The 15,182-nt window shown below is 73.9% G+C and carries 10 protein-coding genes; 5 read left to right on the forward strand and 5 right to left on the reverse strand.

Going from position 1 to position 15,182, the window contains the following annotated elements:
• Position 1 precedes the first annotated feature (1 nt).
• The 3 genes from EW117_RS04505 to EW117_RS04515 form a co-directional block, all read right to left on the reverse strand.
• Complete coding sequence (locus EW117_RS04505; protein ID WP_129784114.1) at positions 2-3,442, reverse strand: ATP-dependent helicase; 3,441 nt, start codon at positions 3,440-3,442, stop codon at positions 2-4.
• Positions 3,439-6,849, reverse strand: a complete 3,411-nt coding sequence (locus EW117_RS04510; protein WP_129784389.1) for an ATP-dependent helicase — start codon at positions 6,847-6,849, stop codon at positions 3,439-3,441. Before EW117_RS04510 ends, EW117_RS04505 begins: the two co-directional genes overlap by 4 nt.
• Positions 6,850-7,019: 170 nt before the next feature.
• On the reverse strand, positions 7,020-8,135 hold the full coding sequence (locus EW117_RS04515; RefSeq protein ID WP_165362466.1) for a DUF3152 domain-containing protein: 1,116 nt from the start codon (positions 8,133-8,135) through the stop codon (positions 7,020-7,022).
• Positions 8,136-8,364: 229 nt separating this feature from the next.
• Between EW117_RS04515 and EW117_RS04520 the strand changes: the two genes are divergently transcribed.
• The 3 genes from EW117_RS04520 to EW117_RS04530 all read left to right on the forward strand — a co-directional run bounded on the left by EW117_RS04520 (position 8,365) and on the right by EW117_RS04530 (position 10,991).
• Entirely contained in the window at positions 8,365-8,586 is a 222-nt protein-coding gene (locus tag EW117_RS04520) for a DUF3107 domain-containing protein (protein ID WP_129784118.1), read from the forward strand.
• Between the two features lie 325 nt (positions 8,587-8,911).
• Complete coding sequence (locus tag EW117_RS04525) at positions 8,912-10,549, forward strand: DEAD/DEAH box helicase (RefSeq protein ID WP_129784120.1); 1,638 nt, start codon at positions 8,912-8,914, stop codon at positions 10,547-10,549.
• Between the two features lie 145 nt (positions 10,550-10,694).
• Positions 10,695-10,991, forward strand: coding sequence for a DUF1905 domain-containing protein (locus tag EW117_RS04530; protein WP_129784122.1), 297 nt, complete (start codon positions 10,695-10,697; stop codon positions 10,989-10,991).
• A 54-nt stretch (positions 10,992-11,045) separates the two neighbouring features.
• On the opposite strand, the gene EW117_RS04535 is transcribed toward EW117_RS04530, so the two are convergent.
• The gene (locus tag EW117_RS04535; RefSeq protein WP_129784124.1) at positions 11,046-11,681 is read right to left on the reverse strand and encodes a MarC family protein; all 636 of its coding nucleotides are present in this window, start codon (positions 11,679-11,681) and stop codon (positions 11,046-11,048) included.
• Positions 11,678-12,526 carry a PHP domain-containing protein gene (locus EW117_RS04540; RefSeq protein WP_129784126.1) on the reverse strand — a complete coding sequence of 283 codons (849 nt, stop codon included), beginning with the start codon at positions 12,524-12,526 and terminating at the stop codon, positions 11,678-11,680. Before EW117_RS04540 ends, EW117_RS04535 begins: the two co-directional genes overlap by 4 nt.
• 167 nt (positions 12,527-12,693) lie before the next feature.
• On the opposite strand from EW117_RS04540, the gene EW117_RS04545 reads away from it, so the two are divergent.
• Positions 12,694-13,536 carry an alpha/beta fold hydrolase gene (locus EW117_RS04545; protein ID WP_129784128.1) on the forward strand — a complete coding sequence of 281 codons (843 nt, stop codon included), beginning with the start codon at positions 12,694-12,696 and terminating at the stop codon, positions 13,534-13,536.
• Between the two features lie 12 nt (positions 13,537-13,548).
• Positions 13,549-15,084, forward strand: coding sequence for an aminopeptidase P family protein (locus EW117_RS04550; protein WP_129784130.1), 1,536 nt, complete (start codon positions 13,549-13,551; stop codon positions 15,082-15,084).
• Positions 15,085-15,182 lie beyond the last annotated feature (98 nt).

The following is a 15,182-nucleotide window of genomic DNA, read 5'->3' on the forward strand; positions in this document are numbered from 1 at the left end:
GTCATGTGCCGCGGATGAGCGCCTCCAGCTCCGTTGCGTCCAGGAGGCGGTCCGGGCGGACCGTCGTATCCGAGCCGACGTAGTAGAACGCCGCGCTGACCTGGTCGAGCGGCAAGCCCGTCCAGCGGGACCACGCCAGCCGGTACACGGCGAGCTGGACCTCGCGGGCCGCGCGGGCCGCCGCGTCGAGCGGTTCGCGGCCGGTCTTCCAGTCCACGACCACCACGGCGTCGGGGCCCGTGGCGGGGTCCCGGAAGACGGCGTCCATGCGGCAGCGCAGCATGACGCCCGCCACCGGCGTCTCGACGTCGACCTCGACCGCGACGGGCGTCCGGGCCGCCCACTCCGACCCGAGGAACGTGTCCCGCAGCTTGTCGAGGTCCGTGTCCTCCGGGAGCTCGTCGTCCTCCGCGCTGGGCAGGTCGTCGACGTCGAGCAGCGTGGCCGACGTGAAGAACTGCTCGACCCACTCGTGGAACCGGGTGCCCCTCCGGGCGTGGACGGTGGGCTGCACGGGCACGGGGCGGCGGAGCTGCAGGGCGAACGCGTCACGGTCCGCGGCGAGCCGCACCAGGCCGGACGCCGACACGTGCGCCGGGAACGCGACCTCCCGGTCGGCCTGCCGGTCGCGTTCGGCCAGGAGCATCCGGGCGAGGTCGACCAGGTCGTGGCCCGCTGCGTCGGTGAGGACGCCGCGCGGCGCGGTGAGCGCGTCGGCCGGGAGCCCCAGGGCGGCGAGCGCGACCAGGCGGTCCTCGGCGGCGCCGTCCACGAGGTTGGCCGTCGCGCGCAGGACTTCGCGGGCGGTCGCGTGCTGCCCGGTGACCTGGGGCCGGCCGGTCTCGTCCGGGGTCTCGCTCCCGTCCGGGCGCCCGTCCGGCGCGGGCCAGACCGCCGTGACCTCCTCGGCGTTGCGCGGGTTCTCGGCGTCCGGCTCGGGCATGGGCGCCCAGAGGTCGGTGCTGACGAGCCCGGCATCGGCCAGCTCGACGAGGAACGGAGAGACGCCGCGCGGGCGGCTCGCCGTACCCCACCAGGAGGCCGTGAGAAAAAGCTCGCGCCGGGCGCGGGTGAACGCGACGTACGCCAGGCGGCGCTCCTCGGCGAGGCGGTGCCCGCCGCACTCGAGCTTGAACTCGTCCCGCAGCGCGACGAGGTCCTTGGTGTCGGAGGCGTGCTCCCAACGGAAGGCGGGCAGGTCCTCCGCGTCGCCGCGCAGGTGATAGGGCAGCTCGCCGAGGTCGGACAGCCAGCCCGATGACGACTCCCCCGAGCGCGAACCCCGGTCCCACGTGGGAAATGCCCCGTCGGCGAGGCCCGCCACGGCCACCGAGTCCCACTCCAGACCCTTCGCGGCGTGCGCGGTGATCACCTGGACGGCGTCCGGGTCGGGCTCGTGGACCGGCATGTCGAGGCCGCGTTCCTTCTCCCCCGCGACGCCGAGCCAGGCGAGGAACGCGCCGAGCGTCGCCGTGTCCGACGACTGCGCGAACGACGCCGCGACGTCGCGGAACGCGTCGAGGTGCTCGCGGCCGCGGTCGCTCACCGCTCCGCCGACCCCGGCATTCACCAGGGCGGCCGCGGTGGCTGCCTCGACGTCGAGCCCGAGCGCGCGCTCGGCCTGGACGACGAGCTCGGGCAGGGAGAGGTAGGTGAGTCCGCGCAGGTCGCGGAGCAGCCGGGCCAGCGCCGCCAGACGCCGGTGCGCGTCCTCGGACAGGACACGACCGTCACGGGCCGGGCTGCCGACGGGCGGAAGGTCGTCGAGCGCGTCGACGATCGAGCGGTGGTCGGAGACGTCGCCCTCGACCACGCGGGGGTCGTCCGTGATCTCGCCGTCGTCGTCCGGGCCGCCGGACGCGGCGGCGCGCCGCGGGTCGTCCAACCGCGCGAGGTCGGCCGCCCAGGAACCCAGGGCGTGCAGGTCGGCCGCGCCGAGGTTGAGGCGCGGGCCCGTGAGCAGGCGTAGCAGCGAGTCGCCGCGCGACGGGTCGTGGGCGGCCTGGAGCAGCGCGACGACGTCGACCACCTCGGGCGTGGACAGCAGGCCGCCCAGGCCCACCACCTCGACCGGCAGGCCGCGGTGGCGCAGGGCCACCTCGATGGCCGGGAACTGCGCGCGCGCCCGGCAGAGGACTGCGGCCGTGGAGCGTCCGTCGGGGTGCGCACCGGAGCGCCATCGTTCCGCGACCCACTCGGCGACGGCGTCGGCCTCCTCCTCCAGGGTGGGTGCGACGTGCGCGGACACCACGCCCTCGCCCGCGCCGGGGCGCAGGTCCAGCGGCGGCACATGGACGTTCGGGCCGATACTGACGTTCGTGCCGGCCCCCGTGCGCGAGCGCAGCGGGCCCGACACCACGTTCGCGGCGGTGAGCACGGCGGCATCGTTGCGCCAGGACGTCGAGAGGTAGTGCACCGCGGCGGGGACGCCGTCGTCGCGCTGGAAGCGGCCGGGGAAGCGGGCGAGGCCCGCAGCGGAGGCGCCACGCCAGCCGTAGATGGACTGGTGCGGGTCGCCGACGGCGGTAACGGGGTGGCCGCCGCCGAACAGGCCGGACAGCAGCTCGACCTGGGCGTAGGAAGTGTCCTGGTACTCGTCGAGCAGCACCACCTCGAACCGCGCCCGCTCGGCGGCGCCCACGAGCGGCACCTCGCGGGCGAGCTGCGCGGCGAACGCGACCTGGTCGCCGAAGTCGAGCGCCTCGGCGATCCGCTTGCGGCGCCGGTACTCGACCACGAGGTCCACGAAGCGTGCCCGTTCGGCGACGGAGCTGATGAGCTTGTCGACGTCCTTGGTGCGCCGCTTCTGCTTCTGGCCGAGCGGGATCGACTCGAGGTGCTCGGCCATCTCGACGAGGCGGTCCCGGGCGTCGGCGGGGTCGACGAGATGCTCACCGAGCGCGCCTGACAGCGCGACGACGGCACCGGTCACGGTGCTGACCGCCTTGTCGGTGCCGAGGTCCTCGTCCCAGGACTCCACCACCTGGGAGGCGAGCTGCCACTGCTCGGCCTGGCCGAGGAGGCGGGCGCTGGGCTCGACACCGAGGCGGAGGCCGTGGTCCGCCACCAGCGACGCGGCGTACGCGTTGTAGGTCGCGACGGTGGGCCGGTCAAGGTCGAGGCCGGCCAGCGCCTCGCCCGACTCCTCGCCCAGCGCCCGGTTCAGCTGCGCCAGCCGGGTCTGTACGCGCTGCGTGAGCTCGCCGGCCGCCTTGCGCGTGAAGGTCAGGCCAAGCACCTGCTGCGGCTGGACGAGCTTGTTGGCGATGAGCCACACCACGCGCGCGGCCATGGTCTCGGTCTTGCCGGAGCCGGCGCCGGCCACGACGAGCGCGGGCTCCAGCGGTGACTCGATGATCCGGATCTGCTCGTCGGTGGGCTCGTGGCGGCCGAGCAGGCGTGCGATCGCACGCGCGGACAGCCGGATCTCGGGCTCGGTCACTCGACCACCTTTCGTCCCTCGGGCTGCAGCGGGCAGGATCGCCGCACTGCGCACACCTCGCACAGGTCGTTGTTCCTGGCCGCGAACCGTGCGGCGGCCATCGTGTCGGCGGCGCCCTCGACGGTGTCGCGCGCCCAGCTGTTGCCGTCCTCGTCCGGGACCAGGGCGGGCTGGTTCCGGACGCTCGCCGACACCGTCTCGGTGCCGACGTAGACGAGGCTCGCGCCCTTGCTGACCGTGCCCTCCGGCAGGTCCAGCGCACCCTCCTCGACGGCGAGCTGGTACGCGCCGAGCTGCGGGTTCTCCGCCGCCTTGTCCTTGCTGGCCGCGGTCTTGCCGGTCTTGAGGTCGGCCACGGTCACGCTGCCGTCGCCCGCGTCCTCGACGCGGTCGACCTGGCCGCGCAGCCGCGCGCGACCGACCCGCAGGTCGAAGTCGGCCTCGACGAGCAGCGGCTCGCCCGAGTCGGCGAGGTAGTCCGCGAGCCGCTCCACCATGCGCTCGGCGCGCTTGCGCAGCTGCAGCGACGGCCAGCCGTCCGGCAGCGCGAGCTCGGGCCAGCGCCTATCCAGCTCCTTCTTCAGGTCGGTGAGCGACCCCTTCGGATGGCTCTGCGCTATCGAGTGCAGCAGGGTGCCGAGCGTCTGGTGCGTGGCGTCCGGCTTGGTGCCGCCCGCCGCCTCGAACGCCCAGCGCAGGGCGCAGGTGGTCACCGTCTCGACCTTCGACGGCGACACCGTCACCGTCTCCTGCGCGCCCCACAGCGGCACCTCGCTCGAGACGCCCGCCACGCCGTACCAGGTGCTCGGGTCCGCCTCAGCGACGCCTGCGGCCGCGAGGTCCGCGAGCAGCGCGGCACCGGGCTCGCCGCTGGACGCCGGCCGGCCGCCCGCTGACGGCTGATCGTCCGACACCGATGGGTCGCCCGACGACGGGCCGCCCGGCCCGGACAGCGCCGCCGCCCGCACGAGCTCGGACCGGGCAGCGGCCACCACACCGCGCAGGTCGAGCGGCGGCCCGACGGGGACGCGGCGCGGGTCCGGACCGTCGCCACCGTCGCCGCGTGGGGACACGAGGTCGCAGAACACGCTGGGCGCCTCCTCCGTGTCCTCCACGGCCGTGACCAGGAGACGACGCCGGGCGCGCGAGACCGCCACCGCGAAGGCGCGCAGCTCGTCCGTGAGGACCTGGCGCCGGGCCTCGGACCCGACCACCCGGCCGTCCTCGGACCGGCCCGCGACGAGCTCGACCAGCGCCTGCGAACCGAGCAGCGAGTCGCGCAGCCGCAGGTCGGGCCACACGCCGTCCTGCACGCCGGCCACGACCACCACGTCCCACTCGCGCCCCGCGGCACCCGGGGGCGTGAGCGCCTCCACGGCGCCCGCACCCTGGGCCGACGCCGCCAGGGAGTCGGCCGGGAGGTCCTGCGAGTCCAGGTAGTCGACGAACGCGGCGACCGGCGCGCCAGGCATCCGGTCCACGAAGGTCTCCGCCGCGCGGAACAGGGCGAGCACGGCGTCGAGGTCGCGGTCGGCCCGCAGGCCGGCCGGGCCGCCGGTGAGGGCGGCGGCGCTCCAGCGCTCGGCCAGTCCGGTCGCTGCCCACACCGCCCAGAGCACGGTCTGCGCGGTGGCGCCGGACTCCCCCGCCGCCTCCCGGCCGGCGGCGAGCACGCGTGCCACGGCGAGCGGTCCGCGCCGGACCTGCGCGGGCAGCAGGGCCGCGCGAGCCGGGTCGGCCAGCACCTCCACGAGCAGCGCGTCCGACGTGCGACCGCCACCGGCCGCCAGCTCCTCGGACCGCAGCGCGCGGCGCAGCCTGCGGAGCGCCACGGCGTCCAGCCCGCCGATCGGCGAGATGAGCAGCAGCGCCGCCGTCTCCGGGTCGAGCAGCGGTTCGTCGCCGTCGAGCTCCTCCGCGATCAGTGCCTCCAGGCTCCCGCGCGGCGCGCCCGCGCACGTCTTGACCGCTGCCAGCAGCGGCGCGACGGCGGGCTCGTCCCTTAGCGGCAGGTCCGAACCGAGCAGCGCCACTGGCACGGACGCCGACACCAGCTCGCGGCGCAGGGCCGCCAGCCGCGTGCCGCTGCGCGCGATCACCGCCATCCGCTCCCAGGGCGTGCCCCGCAACAAGTGCTCGGCCCGCAGCTCCCGCGCGATCCAGGCGGCTTCCTGGGCGGCGCCCGAGAGCACCGCCACCTGGACGGGCGACACGGGCGTGGCACCGGCTTCCGCGGTGTCCGCCTCGGCAGAGTCGGGCGCCTCGGCCCCGGTCGGCTCGGCAACGCCGGGCGCCTCCGCTCCGGTCGGCTCGGCGGCCGTCAGCTCAGCGCCCGCCGGCTCCGCGCCGGCCGGCCCGTCGCCGGCCGATTCGGCCTCGTGCGCCGTCGCTCGCCGGTGCAGCGCGCTCGCCGATACCGGGATCCGGTTCGTGACGGCGCGGGTCACAGCGCGCAGCTCCGGTGACTGCCGCCAGACCGTGTCCAGCACCACCGTCTCGGCGTCGAAGGCGCCGAAGGCTCGCCCTGCGCCGGCCGGTGCCGCGGCCCGGCCGGTGAGGCCCGGTGCGGCGCCACGGAAGGTCTGGACCGCGGAGTCGGGGTCGGACAGCAGCACCAGGCGCGCGCCGTCGTCGTGCAGCACCCGCAGGAGCCGGACCGTCGCCGCGGTGGCCTCCTGGTAGTCGTCCACGACCACCAGGTCCCACGTCGGCCGTGGCATGCCGGGCACCTCGTCCTCCCAGGAACGCAGCGACTCGGCAGCCTCGTCGATCACGACCGCCGGGTCGTAGCGCGGCCCGGCGTCGGGCGTCGCCAGCCGCAGCGCCATGGTGTCGAGGTACTCCTCGTAGATCTGCGCCGCCATCACCCACTCGGGGCGGTCGTTCGCGCGCCCCATCTCGTCCAGCTCGACCGGGCCGAGGCCGCGCTCGGCGGCACGCATCAGCAGGTCGCGCAGCTCCTGGCGCAGACCGCGCAGGCCGAGGGACTCCTCCGGCAGACCGGCGGGCAGGGCGAGCGGCCGTCCCTCGCCCGCAACGTGCCCGGCGAGCAGCTCGGCCAGCACCAGGTCCTGTTCCGGACCCGAGACCAGCGTGGGGGTGGGCTGTTCGAGCGCCGCGGCGCGCTTGTGGAGCACGGCGAACGCCGCCGACGACGCCGTACGGACCATCGGCGCACCCACCGTGCGCCCGGCCTGCGCGGCCACCTCGTCCCGCAGCCGGGCCGCGGCGCGACGCGACGACGCGAGGACCAGCACGCGCTCGGGCCGTACGCCCGACGCGAGTGCCCGCACGGCGACCTCGCAGGTGACCGTCGTCTTGCCCGAACCGGGCGCCCCGAGGACCAGCGTCGCGCTATGGCTGAGCGCCGTCTCGACGGCGGCCGCCTGGCTGTCGTCGAGCGGCACGGAATCGGCGCCGCCGGGACGGTTCTCGGTCGACGTCAGGGGTCGCGCCAGCCGAGGTGCGAGGGCGAGGGTCGGTGTCACGCGAATGATCGAACCACGAGCCACTGACACTGCTCGGCGCCCCGCGCGGGGCTGTCGCAAATATCCTGTTCGCCCGAAGGGCTACGTGGTCACTCCGCGTGCGGCGCGGGCCAGGGCTCGGGGATGCAGCCGCTCGTCGTGGTGGTCTGCTGCACCATGATCGTCGCATGCTCGCCCTCGCCGGCGCACACGTCGTGGTGGTACCCGATCACGTGCCCCACCTCGTGGTTCACCAGGTACTGCCGGTAGGCGCGGATGTTCTCCCACGCCCGGGACCCCGTGGCCCAGCGCTTGAAGTTCAGCACCGCGGTCTCCTCGATGCCGCACGAGAGCTCGCCGATCGTGTCGAGCGGAAGACACAGCTGATCGGTGGTTCCCGGGCTCGCGAGCACGACGCGCGCGTCGTAGTTCTCGGAGTCGGTCCGGGCGAACGTGGAGCCGTCCGCGCCGTTCCAGCCGCGCGGGTCGTTCAGGGTGGCCAGCACGGCCTCGGCGAACACCCGCCGGTCCACCGGCAGGCCCTTCTCGACGGCGACCTGGACCCGCCAGACCTTGCCGTCGGCGGGCGCCGGACTGGATCCACGTGCCACGAGCAGCCGGCCGGAGAGCTCCTGCTCCACGGTGACCTTCGTGCCGAGCAGGCCGGAGCCGCGCTCCGGCGTCGGACCAGGGGTGGAACGTGGGCTGGGCGCGGCGCTCGGGCCCGGCGACGGCGGCGCTGACTTCGTGACGGCCGGGCCGCGCGCCGCGGCCGGCGGCGACGGCAGGGCGGAGGCGGACGGCGCAGCCAGCTCCTCCGCATCGGCGGCGCCGACCCCGGACCCTGACACGGCGTCGGCTCCCGTGCCTGCATGCGCAGGACCGGCCGGCGTGGGCGGCGACGTGCGGTTGCCCGACCGAGCCGCCTCGTACGCGTTCCGCACCGCGGCGCCGGCCTCGGCACCCAGGTTGTCCTCGACCACCCCGGCCACAACCGCCGCGGACGCGTCCGGCTCGGTGGACATGGTCACCGCCATGCCCCCGCCGAGACCCATCGCGAAGCACAGGCCGAGCGCGGCCATCGTGCGCCGGGGGTTCCGCACCGCACGTCGCTTGACCTTCCGGGCCGCCGCACGACCCGCCGTCACCCCCTCGGACAGGAGGCCGGCGGACGCACCTCCGCGGGCGTGCCTGCCGGCACGCCGGGGGGACGTCGGACTACTCACGCCGACCATGGTGCCACGCAGGCGCCCGCCGGCCCATGCCTTCACCCACAGAACGTGCAGTTGTCCACAGGCCGCGGCACACCCCGCCGTCCGCGTTGCGCTGTCAGCGACACCGCTCGGCTCACGGCGAAACCGCGGGCCGCCGGTCCCGGAGCGTGACTAGGATCGTCACGCCGGGTCCCCGGGCCTCCGGGTACGCGGCGCAATCCCCGACCGAACTGGAGTAAACGTGGACGTCACCATCGGTGTGCAGAACCTGCCGCGCGAGGTCGTGGTCGAGACGGAAGAGAGCGCGGACGCCGTCGCGACTGCCGTCAAGAAGGCCCTGACCGGTGGCCCCCTCGAGCTCACTGACTCCCGCGGCCGCCGCGTGATCATCCCCGGCGAGGCCATCGGCTACGTCGAGATCGGCTCCGAGGAGCAGCGCAAGGTCGGCTTCGGCGCGGTCTGAGTCTCGCTGTACCCGTCGCCGCGTGGCGGACTACGCGCCAGTTTGCGCCGTCCGCCACGTGGCGTTCATTACTAACGGGTCGGTTGAACGTGTTTCGCTAACCACGCGGAAACATCGTGCGCGTACCATGAATGCCGTACATCGGTTGCCCGGTCGTCACGTTCCGACCCCCGAGCCTGTGCTTCGGTCTCCCAGGAGGCCGCCCCGACAGGACGCGCAGCCTGGGTCATTCCCGGCGCGCGATGATTTTCACGATCGGCTGCCGCACGAAGGCGCGATCGCCGGGCCATGAGGGCCCACCGCGCCGCGAGAGATGAAGGCGCCAGTGACTACCACAGACACCCCGGCCGCAGACGCGGTCACTGAGACAAGCCCCGAGCCGACGACAGACTCGGGGCCCGACTACTCCAGCCCGTCCGCCATCCAGGCGCAGAACGTGACGTTCGCCGACTTCGGCGTCCGCCCCGAGATCGTCGAGGCGCTGAAGGACTCGGGCATCACCCACCCGTTCCCCATCCAGGCCATGACGCTGCCCGTCGCGATGAGCGGGCACGACATCATCGGCCAGGCCAAGACCGGTACCGGCAAGACGCTCGGCTTCGGCGTGCCGCTGCTGCACCGCGTCGTCGCCCCCGGTGAGCCCGGCTACGACCAGCTCGTCGCCCCCGGCAAGCCGCAGGCCGTCGTCGTCGTCCCCACCCGTGAGCTCGCCGTTCAGGTGGCGAACGACCTGGGCACGGCGTCCGCCAAGCGCAACGTCCGCATCGTGCAGGTCTACGGCGGCCGCGCCTACGAGCCGCAGATCGAGGCCATGAAGTCCGGCGTCGACGTCGTGGTCGGCACGCCCGGCCGCATGATCGACCTGCTCAACCAGGGTCACCTCACGCTGCTCCGCGCGGCGACCGTGGTGCTCGACGAGGCCGACGAGATGCTCGACCTCGGGTTCCTGCCCGACGTCGAGAAGATCCTGGCCCGCACCCCGGCGCAGCGGCACACCATGCTGTTCAGCGCCACCATGCCGGGCGCCGTCGTCTCGATGGCCCGCCGCTACATGAAGCAGCCGACGCACATCCGAGCCGCCGAGCCGGACGACCAGGGCGCGACCGTTAAGAACATCAAGCAGGTCGTGTACCGGGCCCACGCCCTCGACAAGGTCGAGGTGCTGGCGCGGCTGCTCCAGTCCGAGGGCCGCGGCCGCAGCATCGTGTTCGCGCGCACCAAGCGCACGGCCGCCAAGGTCGCGGAGGAGCTGCAGACGCGCGGCTTCGCCGCGGGCGCGATCCACGGCGACCTGGGCCAGGGCGCCCGCGAGCAGGCGCTGCGCGCCTTCCGCAACAACAAGATCGACGTGCTCGTCGCCACCGACGTGGCCGCCCGCGGCATCGACGTCGAGGACGTGACGCACGTGGTCAACTACCAGTGCCCCGAGGACGAGCGCATCTACCTGCACCGCGTGGGCCGCACCGGCCGCGCGGGCAACACCGGTACCGCCGTCACCTTCGTGGACTGGGACGACGTGCCGCGCTGGTCGCTCATCGACAAGGCGCTCGAGGTCGGGTTCCCCGAGCCGGTCGAGACGTACTCCACGTCGCCGCACCTGTTCGCCGACCTGAACATCCCCGAGGGCACCAAGGGCCGCCTGCCGCGGTCGGCGCAGCACCTCGCCGGCCTGGACGCCGAGGACGTCGAGGACCTGGGCGAGACGGGCAAGCGCAACAGCGGCTCCCGTTCCGGCGGCGGTCGGTCCGGCGCTCCCCGCTCCGGTCCCCGCACCGGCGGACGGCAGGGCGGCTCGCACGGCACGCCGCGCTCGGCGTCGCGGACGGACGGCGGCGCCGCTCCCTCCGGTGACACCGGCACGTCGGGCGACCGCCCGGCGTCGGGCAGCGAGGACGAGGGCGGCCAGCGGCGCCGTCGGAACCGCAACCGCCGCCGCACGCGTGGCGGCCAGCCGGAGAGCTGACCGAGCGGGGCCGCGAAAGGGTCCGCCTCGAGAACACGGTCTGGCATGGGTTTCGACCGGAATCCATGCCAGACCATGTTCTCGAGGCGGACCTTTTCGCGGCCTCGCTCTACCCCGCCGCAGTCGACGGCGTAGGTTGCTCCTCGTGCAGATCCAGTTCAGCGCACCCTTGTGGCAGTGGCAGGTGCGCACCGACTCCTGGTGGTTCGTCACCGTGCCGCCCGACCACTCCGACGAGCTTGCCGACCTTCCCCTGCCGCCGCGCGGGTTCGGCTCGATCCGGGTGCGGGTCACGGTCGGGAGCACCACCTGGACCACGTCCGTCTTCCCGAGCGACAAGGACGGCGGCTACGTGCTGCCCATGAAGAAGAAGGTCCGCCAGGCCGAGGCCCTGGTGCCGGAAAAACCGGTGCAGGTCACCCTGGAGACGATCGACATCTGACTGTCAGACGCACAGGTCACCCGGGTGTGACCTGACGTTCCGACACGTCGGAGGTCAGACCGTGCGCGCGAACTCGATGACGCCGTTGGCGATCATCTGCGTGGCGATCGCCGCGAGCAGCACGCCCGCGATCCGGGTCACCAGCGTGACGCCGGAGTCCTTGAGCACCCGGTGCACCAGGCCCGCGAACCGCATGGCCGCCCACGTGCAGATACACACCGCCACGATGCCGATGCCGATCGACGCGTAGTGACCGACCGCGGACTCCCCGCCGCTGACGCCCTGCTGCACGAACACCATGGTGGCGACGATCGTGCCCGGCCCGGCGAGCAGCGGCGTCGCCAGCGGCACCAGGGCCACGTTCCTTGCGGATCCGCCGGAGTCCGTCTCGCCCGCGTCCATCTTGCCCATGAGCAGCTCGAGCGCGACCAGCAGCAGGAGCAGCCCGCCCGACGCCTGCAGCGCCGCCAGCGAGACCCCGAGGTGCTCCAGCAGGAGCTGGCCGAACACCGCGAACACGACGATCACACCGAACGCCACGAAGATCGCGGTGCGTGCCGCGCGCCTCCGGTCCTGTGCCGTCATCCGCGACGTCAGCGCGAGGAACACCGGGACGGTGCCGGGCGGGTCCATGATCACGAAGAGCGTCACGAACACCTCGGTGAAGAGCGCGAGGTCGAACCAGGTCACCGGAGCACCTCGAGGGTGCCCTGCCCGACGATGGCCTCCAGCGCGCCGGGCTCGGTGGTGTTCTCGCCGATCCGGTTCTGCTTGCCCGCCCCATGGAAGTCGCTCGACCCCGTGACCAGCAGGTCCAGCGACTCGGCGATGTCGCGCAGCCGGCGGCGGGTGTCCGGGGTGTGGTCGCGGTGGTCCACCTCGAGGCCCGCGAGGCCCGCCGCGGCGAGCTCTTCGATGGTCGAGTCGGGGACGACCCGGCCCCGCGCGTCGGCCCCGGGGTGCGCGAAGACCGGCACGCCGCCGGCGGCGCGGACCGCACGGACCGCCGCGACGGCGTCGGGCGCGTAGTGACCCACGTAGTACCGCGTGCCGGGGCGCAGGATGGTGGCGAACGCCTCGTCGCGGTCGCGGACGGCGCCCGCCGCCACGAGCGCGTCCGCGATGTGCGGGCGGCCCAGGGTGGTGCCCGGCTGCGTCTGGGCGAGCAGGTCCTCCCAGGTGATCGGGTAGTCCTCGCCGAGCAGCGCGACCATACGCCGGGCCCGGGACGTGCGGTCGTCGCGCGTCCGCTCGGTCTCGGCCACCAGGTCGGGGTGTGTGGGGTCGTGCAGGTACGCGAGGAGGTGGACGCCGGTGCCCCATCCGGTGGTGCGCGCGATCGCGGAGATCTCGGCGCCGCGCACCAGGCCGACCTGGTAGCGGCCGGCCGCCTCGGCGGCCTCCGGCCAGCCCGACGTCGTGTCGTGGTCGGTGATGGCGAGCGTCGTGATGCCGGCCAGCGCCGCGACCTCCACCAGGCGCGCTGGCGAGTCGGTGCCGTCTGACGCGGTGGAGTGCGTGTGGAGGTCGATCACTCCACCAGGGTAGAGATCCCGCGGACCACCGAGTGCCCCGGGCGGCGTGAGGTGCGGCACCCCGGCGTCCCATCTGTCTGGCTCGCGTGAAGCCCACACAGCACGTTTACGGGCTGTGCCGCCGTCGTCCGCCGCCTGTGCTCAGCGATCCCTCACCATCGGATGCGATGAGTACGAGCGACCCACAGAACCCGAACGGCGCTCCCACGAGCGTCGTTTTCGTGCATGGCATGCGCAACTCCGGCGCGACCTGGGAGAGCCAGGTAGAGCACGTGCGCGCGGCCGGCCACGAGGCCGTCGCGATCGACCTCCCGGCGCACGGCTCGCGCCGCCACGACCGGTTCACCATGGACGGCGCCTTCGAGGCGTTGGACGACGCCGTCGCGACTCTCCCGTCCGGCCCCGTCGCCGTGGTCGGGCTGTCGCTCGGCGGCTACACGTCTCTCGCCTGGGCCGCCCGGCCCGGAACCAGCGAGCGCCTGGTGGGGGTGGTGGCGGCAGCCTGCACCTCGGACCCGAAGGGCAAGCCGCTCCGGCTCTACCGGGACGTCGCCCGGACTGTGGCGAACACCGTCTACCTCAGCCGGCGCCTGACCGGTCGGGTCGTGCACCCCAGCTACCCTCCGCGCCTCTCGATGCCGTCGCTGCGGCCCTCGTTCGGCGGCCCGCTCGGGAGCGCCCCCGGTGGCGCCGACCTGCGCCAGCTCGAGATCGCGCCAAGTCAGGCCGCCGAGAGGCACCGCCCAGCATGGGACGTCGTCACGGACGCCCTGACGGACCTGATCGGCCGCTCCTCGATCGCGAACGTGCGTGCCTCCCGGGTCCCGATCTGGTTCATCAACGGCGCCCGCGACAGGATGCGCCTCGAGGAGCGGAAGCACCTCGCCGCGGCACGCGAAGGGTCGCTCGTCGTCATCCCGAATGCGGGACACGACGTCAACAAAGAGGCCCCCACGGCCTTCAACAGGGTGCTCACCAGGGCGCTTGCGGACTTCGGACGGCGTGCGTGAAACACTGGGCGCATGAGCGAGCCCACCACCACTTCTCAGCCTGACGAGCAGGAGACCGCGGACCGCGGCGCCAACCGCTCGCACCGTCCCGCCTCCACTGCCTTCAAGAACTTTGTGATGTCGCAGTGGGCCCCGCGCGCCGAGCTCGGCCTGACGGCGTCCGCCGCCGCTCCGTACACCGTCGTACGACGCGCCGCGCTCTCCGAGCGGCTGCCGGGCGTGCGCCTGGTGGTCCCGGCCGGCTCGCTCAAGACCCGCTCCAACGACACGGACTACCGGTTCCGGCCGCACTCGGCGTTCGCGCACCTCACAGGCCTGGGCACCGACCAGGAGCCCGACGCCGTCCTGGTGCTGCACCCGGTCGAGGACGGCGCCGGCGACAGCGGCTCCAACCATCACGCCGTGCTGTACGTGCGCCCGCTCGCGCCGCGCGACAACGAGGAGTTCTACGCCGACGCCCGCTACGGCGAGTTCTGGGTCGGCGCCCGCCCGTCGCTGGCCGACGTCGAGGCCGTCACCGGCATCGAGGCCCGCCACATCGACGAGCTGGGCGACGCCCTGGCGAAGGACGTCGGCGACGGCGGCGTGCGGCTCCTCGTCGTGACCGGCGCGGACGACGCCATCGAGTCGCTTGTCGAGGAGCTGCGCCTGGAGGCCGGCGAGGACGAGGACTCCGTGTCCGACGATGCCCTCGTCGAGGCCACGTCCGAGCTGCGGCTCATCAAGGACGAGTACGAGATCGAGCAGATGCGCGAGGCCGTGGCCCGCACCATCGAGGGCTTCGAGGCCGTCGTCCGTGCGCTGCCACGTGCGGTCGCGCACCGGCGCGGCGAGCGCGTCGTGGAGACCACGTTCGACGGGCACGCCCGGCTGGAGGGCAACGCCGTCGGCTACGAGACGATCGCGGCCTCCGGGGAGCACGCCACGACCCTGCACTGGATCCGGAACGACGGCGAGGTCCGCTCCGGCGAAGTTCTCCTGCTCGACGGCGGCGTCGAGGTCGACACGCTCTACACCGCCGACATCACGCGGTCCCTGCCGGTCGACGGCGAGTACACCGACGTGCAGCGCAAGATCTACCAGGCGGTGCTGGACGCGGCCGACGCGGCGTTCGCCGTCGCGAAGCCCGGCGCGAAGTTCCGCGACGTCCACACGGCGGCGATGGAGGTCATCGCGGCGCGGCTCGAGGAGTGGGGCTTTCTGCCCGACGGCGTCACCGCCGCCGACGCCCTGGCGGACGACGGCCAGCAGCACCGCCGCTGGATGGTGCACGGCACGTCGCACCACCTCGGCCTCGACGTCCACGACTGCGCGCAAGCGCGCCGCGAGCTCTACCTCGACGGCGTCCTGGAGCCGGGCATGGTGTTCACCATCGAGCCGGGGCTGTACTTCAAGGCCGACGACCTCGCCGTGCCCGAGGAGTTCCGCGGCATCGGCGTGCGCATCGAGGACGACGTCCTGATCACCGCGGACGGCAACGAGAACCTCTCGGCGGCGCTCCCCCGCCGCCCGGAGGACGTCGAGTCCTGGATGGCTTCGCTGCGCTGACCGGGCGCCGGGCGCCGGGAGCCAGGGGGCTGGTGCGGCGGCGTGAGGTGCGGCGGGGGCGCGCTGCGGTGGTGGCCCCGGACGTGGTGCCAAGTTCG

It is taken from the genome of Promicromonospora panici (genome assembly GCF_900608595.1).
Taxonomy (GTDB): Bacteria; Actinomycetota; Actinomycetes; order Actinomycetales; family Cellulomonadaceae; genus Promicromonospora; species Promicromonospora panici.